The organism is Streptomyces phyllanthi, from assembly GCF_009377205.1.
Lineage (GTDB): Bacteria > Actinomycetota > Actinomycetes > Streptomycetales > Streptomycetaceae > Streptomyces > Streptomyces phyllanthi.
In genome coordinates this window covers 1-8,481 of the sequence record NZ_VJZE01000407.1, presented here as the reverse complement: position 1 = coordinate 8,481, position 8,481 = coordinate 1, and the positions used below count along the sequence as shown (strand labels likewise).

Here is an 8,481-nt window from a genome sequence, read left to right as displayed (position 1 = left end):
ACCGCCCCCACGATGATCACCACCATGACCCTGATCCAGAACCACACCCCCGAGCACCGCCTGAACGAGGGCATGACCCTGGCGGTCACAGGCCTGCTGGCCGGCATCGCCTGCGGCTCGGCGACCGGCGGCTGGATCGCCGAGCACACCTCACCGACCACCGGGTTCGCAGTGCCGGTGGCGGCGGTGGTGAGCGCTTTGCTGATCACCGTGGGGCAGCTCGTGACCCGACGCGCCCGTACCGGTGCCGCCCGACGGAGCCGATCCCTTGGCAGCAGGGCGACGGCCGATTCCCGCAGGCCCCATTGACGCGCTCACGGCCCCCACATACCGTCCCCCGTCGAAGCGCTTCGACGTCACCCGGTGAAAGGGTTCGACCATGCCGTTCGTCACCCGGACGGTCACCGCGTGACGCCCTGATGCACCTACGCTCACCCGCGGCATCGCCGTCGGTGCGGTCAAGTAAGGGGTACGGGCTTGAAGTTCACCGACGGCTACTGGCTGCTGCGCGAAGGTGTCACCGCGGCTCATCCATGCCAGGTCCTCGACGTGACGGACGGGCCGGGCACGCTGGAGCTCCACGCGCCCACCCAGCCCATCCGCCACCGCGGCGACCTGCTGAAGGGACCGGTCGTGACGATCACCGCGCACGCGCCGCTGCCCGACGTCATCGGCGTCACGTTCACCCACTTCGAGGGGGAGGAGCCGCGCGGGCCCCGCTTCGAGGTCACGAGCGAGGAGTTCGCGGCCCAGACCTCGTACGACGACGAGCAGGCGACCCTCACCGCGGGCGCGCTCTCCGTCCGGGTCTCCCGCACCGGCCCCTGGCAGGTCGACTTCCTCGCCCACGGCCGCACCCTCACCACCAGCGGCCCCAAGGCCATGGGCATCATGCGCGACGCGACGGGCGCCCACTACCTGCGCGAGCAGCTGAACCTGGGCGTCGGCACCTCCGTGTACGGCCTGGGCGAGCGCTTCGGCCCCCTCGTCAAGAACGGCCAGGTCGTCGACATCTGGAACGCCGACGGCGGCACGGCGACCGAACAGGCGTACAAGAACGTGCCCTTCTACCTCACGGACGCGGGGTACGGCGTCTTCGTCGACCACCCCGGCAAGGTCTCCTTCGAGGTCGGCTCGGAGGCGGTGTCCCGGGTCCAGTTCAGCGTGGAGAGCCAGCAGCTCACGTACTACGTCATCTACGGCCCCACCCCGAAGGAGATCCTCCGCAAGTACACCGCGCTCACCGGCCGCCCGGCGCTCCCGCCCGCCTGGTCGTTCGGGCTGTGGCTGTCGACGTCCTTCACAACCTCCTACGACGAGGAGACGGTGACGTCCTTCATCGAGGGCATGCGGGAGCGCGAACTCCCCCTCTCGGTCTTCCACTTCGACTGCTTCTGGATGCGCGAGTTCCACTGGTGCGACTTCCGGTGGGACCCGCGGGTGTTCCCCGACCCGGAGGGCATGCTGGCCCGGCTCAAGTCGAAGGGCCTGCGGATCTGCGTGTGGATCAACCCGTACATCGCCCAGCGCTCACCGCTGTTCGCGGAGGGCAAGGCGCTCGGCCATCTGCTGCGCAGGCCCGACGGGAGCGTATGGCAGTGGGACCTGTGGCAGCCGGGCATGGCACTCGTCGACTTCACCAGCCCGGCCGCCCGCGACTGGTACGCGTCCAAGCTGGAGGCACTGCTCGCCCAGGGCGTCGACTGCTTCAAGACCGACTTCGGGGAACGCGTGCCGGTCGACGTGGCGTACGCGGACGGCTCCGACCCGGAGCGGATGCACAACTACTACACGTACCTCTACAACCGGACCGTCTTCGACGTACTGCGCAAGCACCGCGGCGAGGAGGAGGCCGTGGTCTTCGCCCGCTCGGCGACGGCCGGCAGCCAGCGGTTCCCCGTGCACTGGGGCGGCGACTGCGAGTCGACGTACGAGGCGATGGCCGAGTCACTGCGCGGAGGGCTGTCACTGGGGCTGTCGGGCTTCGGCTTCTGGAGCCACGACATCGGCGGCTTCGAGGGCACCCCGACCCCGGCCCTCTTCAAGCGGTGGATCGCCTTCGGACTCCTCTCCTCGCACAGCCGCCTGCACGGCTCCTCCTCCTACCGCGTGCCCTGGCTGTTCGACGACGAATCCGTGGACGTACTGCGCGAGTTCGCCCGGCTGAAGCTGCGCCTCATGCCGTACCTGTACGAGGCCGCGCGCACCGCCCACACGGAGGGCGTGCCGGTGATGCGGGCGATGGTGCTGGAGTTCCCCGACGACCCCGGGTGCGCGCACCTGGAGCGGCAGTACATGCTCGGGCCGGATCTGCTCGTGGCACCGGTCTTCAGCGACGAGGGCGACGTGACGTACTACGTGCCCGAGGGCACCTGGACGCACTTCGTGAGCGGGCGCACGGTGACCGGACCGCGCTGGGTGCGTGAGCGCCACGGCTTCACAAGCGTGCCGCTCCTCGTCCGGCCCGGCGCGGTGATCCCGGTGGGCGCGGTGGACGACCGGCCCGACTACGCGTACGCCGACGGGGTCACCCTGCGCGCGTACGGGCTGGAGCGCGGGGCCCAGGTGACGGTGCTCGTCGGGGACGTGACCTTCACGGTGGTCCGCGAGGGCGACACCCTGCGCGCCTCGTGCGGCGACCCGTCGGCGCCCTGGGGGCTGGCGTCGGGCGACCGCGAGGTGCGGGGGAAGACGGGGGCGGGCTTCCTGACGCTGGAACTGGAACGGGAAGTGGGTGCGGGTGATGGTAAAGATCACTGATGTGGCACGGCACGCCGGGGTCTCCCCCAGCACGGTCTCGTACACGCTCAGCGGCAAGCGCCCGATCTCGGCCGAGACCCGGGCACGTGTCGAGGAGTCCATCCGCGAGCTGGGCTACCGCCCGCACGCGGGCGCCCGGGCGCTGGCCGGCAGCAGGTCCAACGTGCTGGCGCTGGTGGTCCCGCTGCGGGCCGGGATCAACGTACCGGTGGTGATGCGGTTCGCGGTGTCGGTGGTGACGGCGGCCCGGGCGCACGACCAGGACGTCCTGCTGCTGACACAGGAGGAGGGCGAGGAGGGTCTGCGGCGGGTCGCGGACACGGCCCTGGTGGACGCGCTGATCGTGATGGACGTCCAGCTCCACGACCCCCGCCTGCCGCTGCTGCGGGCGCTCGACCTGCCGTCGGTGATGATCGGCTTCCCGGCCGAGCCCGCCGGACTGACCTGCATCGACCTCGACTTCAGGGCTGCGGGCGAGGTGTGCGTGGAGCATCTGGCGGCGCTGGGGCACCGGGTCGTGGCGCTGATCGGATCACCTCCGGAGGTGTACGTCCGTCAGACGGCCTTCGCGCAACGTGTCGTCCAGGGTTTCACGGAGGCGGCCGCCCGCAACGGGCTCAGATCCTCGGTCCACCCCTGCGAGGCCACACCCGCCGCCGCCCGCACGGTCGCCGAACAACTGCTGCGCGAACAGCCCGCGCTGACGGGTGTGGTGGTGCACAACGAGGCGGTCCTGGAACCCCTGATCGACGCCTTCGAGCAGCTCGGCCTGCGCGTCCCCGGCGACCTGTCCGTCACCGCCCTGTGCCCGGACGAACTCGCCGAGCACCTCCGCGTCCCCGTCACCTCGATCGCCATCCCGTCCACCGAGGTGGGCGAACGGGCCGTGGAACTCCTGACGAGGAAGCTGGCCGGCCTGCCCGTACCCGACACCACCCGGCTCCCGCCCCGGCTGACGGAACGGGCGAGTACCGCACGTCGCTCGCTCGCGTGACGAGTGGCCGGTGTGTGGTGCCGTCGGGGTGGGCGCTGTGCTGTACTTGGACGCAGGGAGGGTTCCCGCACTGGGCTGGTAAGTGCTTTACCCAGGCGGAGGCCCAATCTCAGCAGGAGCCCGTCGGATGTCCCCACCCTGTATGGGGATATCCGGCTACCTGCCGAGCCACCAGAGAAAAGGTGGGCCCCACATCGGAGCGGGTACTCCGAGCGGGGCCCAGGCTCAACAGGAGCCCGTCGGATGTCCCCACCTAGTATGGGGATATCCGGCTACCTGCTGAGCCACCAGAGCAGCCACCTCCTCGCGCGCTTCGCCGCCCGCTCCGGCAGGAGTCGGATCAGCCGCATGACGAGAGTCGGGTTCTGCTCCTCGTGACAGCCCATCTGAGGGCGTCCTCCCTTCGACGTGAGGCGGCCATCACCAGGTCCCGGGACCGCTCTCGTCGGGCCGGGCCCCGACGAGGCAGGGGCCCGGAATGAAGGGAGGACGCACCCATCGGGCACGTCACGAGGTAAGACTACAGGTTGAACTCACCCGCCGTGACGGGCACTTCACCCTCGGTACGCGGCAGGGCCCAGTTCGCTGGTCGTAGCGCACCACCCACGATGGCCCGGGATGTCCGGCCAGTCGCTGGGCGCCCCCAGACCCTCTCGAAGCGCGTCCGCCAGAGCCGTACCGCTCAAGGCCGAACCGCCACGGCACGACAAAGGCCCCGCCGCTCGAAAGCGACGGGGCCTTTGCTCACATGGGAGAGGAGGTCCGAGGACCCCCGATCGTGGAGATGGCGGGAATCGAACCCGCGTCCAACGGTGCGGAACCAGGGCTTCTCCGTGTGCAGTCCGCTGTGCTTTTCTCGGCCCCGGAGATCACGCGGACAAGTCTCCGACGGGCTCAGTCACTGTTTGATTTCCCTCTTCACCCCGTGACCGGGATCAAGGTTTAGTCCCCTAGCTGATGCCAGGATCCGGGTCGGGAACATCCCCGGGCTGACACTCCCTTTAGTAGAGAAGCTTGTCCTTACTGCCTAATCAGGCAGCGAGGGCGAGCTTGCTCTGGGAGAGATCGCTCTTGGAATTGGCGATTATTTTTTTCGGCCTGTGGTTTACGAGATCATGGCCGCTTCCTCGACACGCTTCCCCTGCTTCGACAGCCGCTGTCGAAACCGATCATCCCCATGTGTATTTTTCAAACAGCGCACCCACCGTGGGGTGCAGATGCCATCGTACGTGACCAACGCCCGACGATGCCACTGATATTCCCCGCGCCCCCGCCGGGGCGCAGGAGGCCCGCACTCAGGCCCGCTGCTGCCGCCGCACCGCGGACACCGCGCGCTCGGTCTCACGGCGGTCCTGCTTCTCGCGGAGCGTCTGCCGCTTGTCGTACTCCTTCTTGCCCTTGGCTAGCGCGATCTCGATCTTGGCGCGGCCGTCCTTGAAGTACAGCGCGAGGGGCACGATCGTGTGACCCGTCTCCTGGGACTTGGACTCCAGCTTGTCGATCTCCGCCCGGTGCAGCAGCAGCTTGCGCTTGCGGCGGGCGCTGTGGTTGGTCCAGGTGCCCTGGCTGTACTCCGGCACGTGCACGTTGTGCAGCCACGCCTCGTGGCCGTCCAGCTGCACGAAGCCGTCGACGAGCGAGGCCCGCCCCTGACGCAGCGACTTGACCTCGGTCCCCGTGAGGACCAGCCCGGCCTCGTAGGTGTCGATGATCAGGTAGTCGTGCCGCGCCTTCTTGTTCTGCGCGATCAGCTTGCGCCCTTTTTCCTTAGCCATAGTGCTGGCCATTTTGGCACTACGGAGGGGGTGAGCGGAAAGTCGATTACGCGGACCGCGGGGCATGGTCGCCGCGAGGAGGCCACGGGCCGCTATGAAGGGTCCCCGAGTCCGCTCAGGACCGTCTCCGCCCGCTCCAGGACGCCCTCGTCGGCCTCCAGGTCGGGGGTGATGCCCCGGCCGTCGACACCGCGACCGGAGGGGGTGCGGTAGTGGCCGACGGTCAGCTCGGCGACGGAGCCGTCGGGGAGGCGGCTCGGCATCTGGACCGAGCCCTTGCCGAAGGTGCGGGTGCCCACGACGACCGCGCGGCCGCGGTCCTGAAGAGCGCCGGTGAGCAGTTCGGCCGCGCTCATCGTGCCGCCGTCGACGAGTGCGACCAGGGGTCTCGTGGTGTCGCCGCCGAGGTCGGCGTGCAGGGCGCGCTGGTCGCCGTTGACGTCGTACGTGGCGACGAGGCCCCCGTCGAGGAACGCGGAGGCGGCGGTGACGGCCTCGGCGACCAGTCCGCCGGAGTTGCCGCGCAGGTCGAGGACGATCCCGGTACCGGCGGGCGCCCGCTCCACGGCGGCGCCCACGCGCTCGCCCGACCCCTTGGTGAACGCGGCGACCTTGATGACGGTGACCCTGTCGGTGAGTCTGCGGACGGTCACGGAGTCCGTGGAGAGGCGGGCCCTTCGCAGGGTCTCGTTCCACACGTGATCGCCGCGCTGCAGTCCCAGGGAGACCGTCGTGCCGACGGGGGCGTCCTCGGCGTCACCGCGCAGTAACGACACGACCTCGGTGACGGGCCGGCCGTCGGCGCTCCTGCCGTCGATACTGCGCAGGCGGTCGCCCTCGCGGATCCCGGCGTCGTCGGCGGGCGAGCCCTCCCGGACGCGGGCGACCTCGATCCGGCCGTCCGCCTCGCGCCGGGCCCACAGACCCACGCCGGTGTACGCACCGTCGAGGGCCTCCTCGAACTCCTCGTACTCGCCCCGGGAGTACACCGCGCCCCAGCGGTCACCGCTGCGGCTGACGGCTCGCTCGGCGGCCTCCACGGGGGACTTGCCGTCGGCCATGGCCTCCGCGGCGGCCTCGGCGACGTCCTCGTGGCTGCCCGCGGGCGTGGAACGCGAGGTGGCGGCGGACTCGCGGTCCTGGCCGCCCTGCCCCGCGGAGGCGCCGAACGAGCCGGTCGCGGCGCCCGCCGCGAGGACGCCCGCGAAGACGAATGTCAGGGCCGCCCCGCGGCGGAGGCGGCGGGGCCTGCAGAACAGGTCTTGACCTGACATGCCGGTGAGTCTAGGCGAACCCTTGACGGCGTACCCCTGGTTGGCGGGACGGCCCCGTTGGGCGTGCGTCACACCTTGAGGTACTTGCGCAACGCGAAGAAAGCGGCCAGCGCGGGCATCAGGAAGCTCGCCGCGAGGATGAGCGGCAGCTTGGTGAGTACGGCGTCCCAGCCCACGAAGTTGATGAGTTGGAGCTTCTCCGACAGGGCCACGCCGTTGTCGATCACGAAGTACTGCCCGGCCACGAGGAACGCGCACGCGATGGTGCCGCCGATCAGCCCGGCGACGGCGGCCTCCATGATGAACGGCGCCTGGATGTAGAAGCCGGAGGCGCCCACCAGCCGCATGATCCCGGTCTCACGCCGACGGCTGAACGCCGAGACGCGCACCGTGTTGACGATCAGCAGCAGCGCCACGACCAGCATGACGAACATCACGCCGCGCGCCGCCCAGTTGAGATACCCGAGAAGCGTGAACAGATTGTCCAGGATGCCCTTTTGGTCCTGCACGGACTGCACACCGGCCCGGCCGTTGAAGGCACTCGCGATGACCTGGTACTTCTCCGGGTTCTTCAGCTTGATGCGGTACGACTCCTGCATCTGGTCGGGGGTGAGGCTGCTGGCCAGCGGGGAGTCGCCGAACTGCTCCTTGTAGTGCTTGTACGCCTGGTCCTGCGACTCGTACAGCACGTTGTCGACGACCGACATCTTGTCGAGGTCGGTCTTGATCTGTTCCTTCTGCTCGGTGGTGACGGCGCCCTTGGCGCAGTTGGGGTCGGACTCCGCGTCGCTCTTGTTGCAGAGGAAGATCGAGACGTTGACCTTGTCGTACCAGTAGCCCTTCATCTGGTTGACCTGGTCGCTCATCAGGAGCGAGCCACCGAACAGGGCCAGGGAGAGGCCGACGGAGACGATGACGGCGAAGGTCATCGTCAGGTTGCGGCGGAGACCGACACCGATCTCCGAGAGAACGAACTGCGCGCGCATGGCGTCTTCCTGGAGCCTTTCCGTGGACGGGGGTCAGTGCTGGTAGCCGTAGACGCCGCGCGCCTGGTCGCGGACGAGACGGCCCTTCTCCAGCTCGATGACGCGCTTGCGCATCTGGTCCACGATGTTCTGGTCGTGGGTCGCCATCACCACGGTCGTACCGGTCCGGTTGATCCGGTCGAGCAGCTTCATGATGCCGACGGAGGTCTGGGGGTCGAGGTTGCCGGTGGGTTCGTCGGCGATGAGGAGCTTGGGCCGGTTGACGAAGGCGCGCGCGATGGCCACGCGCTGCTGTTCACCACCGGACAACTCTCCGGGCATCCGGTCCTCCTTGCCGCCGAGCCCGACGAGGTCGAGCACCTGCGGCACGGACTTGCGGATCTCGCCGCGCGACTTGCCGATGACCTCCTGCGCGAACGCGACGTTCTCGCCGACCGTCTTGTTCGGCAGCAGCCGGAAGTCCTGGAACACGGTGCCCAGCTGGCGGCGCATCTGCGGCACCTTCCAGTTGGACAGCCGCGCGAGGTCCTTGCCCAGGACGTGCACCTGACCGTGACTGGCCCGCTCCTCGCGCAGGATCAGCCGCAGGAAGGTGGACTTTCCGGAGCCGGAGGACCCCACGAGGAACACGAACTCGCCCTTCTCGACCTCCAGGGAGACATCTCTGAGGGCGGGGCGGGTCTGCTTGGGGT

At 69.2% G+C, this 8,481-nt stretch carries 7 protein-coding genes, 1 other RNA gene and 1 pseudogene; 4 read left to right on the top strand and 5 right to left on the bottom strand.

The features are described from left to right. From FNH04_RS36055 to FNH04_RS48760, 4 genes and pseudogenes are all read left to right on the top strand, one after another. Positions 1-309 (top strand): annotated as a pseudogene (locus FNH04_RS36055) (MFS transporter); the annotation flags it as partial. A 168-nt stretch (positions 310-477) separates the two neighbouring features. Continuing rightward, positions 478-2,760, top strand: coding sequence for an alpha-xylosidase (yicI, locus tag FNH04_RS36050; RefSeq protein WP_152790056.1), 2,283 nt, complete (start codon positions 478-480; stop codon positions 2,758-2,760). Continuing rightward, positions 2,744-3,754 carry a LacI family DNA-binding transcriptional regulator gene (locus FNH04_RS36045; protein ID WP_152790055.1) on the top strand — a complete coding sequence of 337 codons (1,011 nt, stop codon included), beginning with the start codon at positions 2,744-2,746 and terminating at the stop codon, positions 3,752-3,754. Before yicI ends, FNH04_RS36045 begins: the two co-directional genes overlap by 17 nt. 243 nt (positions 3,755-3,997) lie before the next feature. Then, positions 3,998-4,132, top strand: a complete 135-nt coding sequence (locus tag FNH04_RS48760; protein ID WP_265581181.1) for a hypothetical protein — start codon at positions 3,998-4,000, stop codon at positions 4,130-4,132. A gap of 398 nt (positions 4,133-4,530) precedes the next feature. On the opposite strand, the gene ssrA is transcribed toward FNH04_RS48760, so the two are convergent. From ssrA to ftsE, 5 genes are all read right to left on the bottom strand, one after another. Beyond that, positions 4,531-4,931: a transfer-messenger RNA gene (ssrA, locus tag FNH04_RS36040) on the bottom strand. Between the two features lie 118 nt (positions 4,932-5,049). After that, entirely contained in the window at positions 5,050-5,529 is a 480-nt protein-coding gene (smpB, locus tag FNH04_RS36035) for an SsrA-binding protein SmpB (RefSeq protein WP_152790054.1), read from the bottom strand. Positions 5,530-5,621: 92 nt separating this feature from the next. Then, positions 5,622-6,803 carry a S41 family peptidase gene (locus FNH04_RS36030; protein ID WP_152790053.1) on the bottom strand — a complete coding sequence of 394 codons (1,182 nt, stop codon included), beginning with the start codon at positions 6,801-6,803 and terminating at the stop codon, positions 5,622-5,624. Positions 6,804-6,871: 68 nt separating this feature from the next. Further along, positions 6,872-7,789 (bottom strand): permease-like cell division protein FtsX, encoded by a 918-nt coding sequence (gene ftsX, locus FNH04_RS36025; RefSeq protein ID WP_152790052.1) that lies wholly within the window; start codon positions 7,787-7,789, stop codon positions 6,872-6,874. Between the two features lie 33 nt (positions 7,790-7,822). Beyond that, positions 7,823-8,481, bottom strand: a 659-nt coding sequence (gene ftsE, locus FNH04_RS36020) for a cell division ATP-binding protein FtsE (protein ID WP_228031800.1), incomplete at its 5' end; no start/stop codon positions are given.

Excerpts from the sequence above, each read along its gene's own strand:
- FNH04_RS36045 (WP_152790055.1), top strand. The coding sequence starts at position 2,744 with ATGGTAAAGATCACTGATGTGGCACGGCACGCCGGGGTCTCCCCCAGC.
- FNH04_RS48760 (WP_265581181.1), top strand. The coding sequence starts at position 3,998 with ATGTCCCCACCTAGTATGGGGATATCCGGCTACCTGCTGAGCCACCAG.
- smpB (WP_152790054.1), bottom strand. The coding sequence starts at position 5,529 with ATGGCTAAGGAAAAAGGGCGCAAGCTGATCGCGCAGAACAAGAAGGCG.
- FNH04_RS36030 (WP_152790053.1), bottom strand. The coding sequence starts at position 6,803 with ATGTCAGGTCAAGACCTGTTCTGCAGGCCCCGCCGCCTCCGCCGCGGG.
- ftsX (WP_152790052.1), bottom strand. The coding sequence starts at position 7,789 with ATGCGCGCGCAGTTCGTTCTCTCGGAGATCGGTGTCGGTCTCCGCCGC.